This window comes from Streptomyces doebereineriae (assembly GCF_031845645.1).
In the GTDB taxonomy this organism is placed as follows: domain Bacteria; phylum Actinomycetota; class Actinomycetes; order Streptomycetales; family Streptomycetaceae; genus Streptomyces; species Streptomyces canus.
On the sequence record NZ_JAVREZ010000204.1, the window covers coordinates 1 to 470 of the forward strand.

The window sequence follows — 470 nt, forward strand, 5'->3', positions numbered from 1 at the left end:
TCACCGCGCCGTTGATCGCGGCCGCGCTGTCGATCGCGGTGCTGAGCTTCTTGGGCTTCGACGGCATCTCGACACTGGCCGAGGAATCGACCGGTAAGAAGAATCCGGCCGGCCGGGCGATGATCGTCGCCCTGTTCGTGGTGGCGTTCCTGTTCATCACCCAGACCTGGCTGGCCAGCCTGCTGGCCGGAGGCCGCGAATCGTTCAGTGACGACGAGGGGGGCAACGCGTTCTTCCTGCTGGTGCAGGCCGCGTCGAGCACCGGCTGGATGAACGCGTTCTTCGTGGTCAACGTGCTGGCCGTCGGTTTCGCCAACGCGATGGCCGCCCAGGCCGCCACCAGCCGGTTGTTGTTCTCGATGAGCCGCGACCGCCAGCTGCCCGCATTCCTGTCCACGATCAGCTCCCGCAAGGTGCCGATCGCAGCCATCCTGGTGGTCAGCGCCCTGAGCCTGGTGCTGGTGCTGTTC

Annotated in this window: 1 protein-coding gene; it reads left to right on the forward strand. The window is 66.4% G+C overall.

Annotation, left to right across the window (positions count from 1 at the left end):
• Positions 1-470 (forward strand): amino acid permease (locus tag RNB18_RS51465; protein WP_311720990.1); only part of this gene is annotated, 470 nt, incomplete at both ends.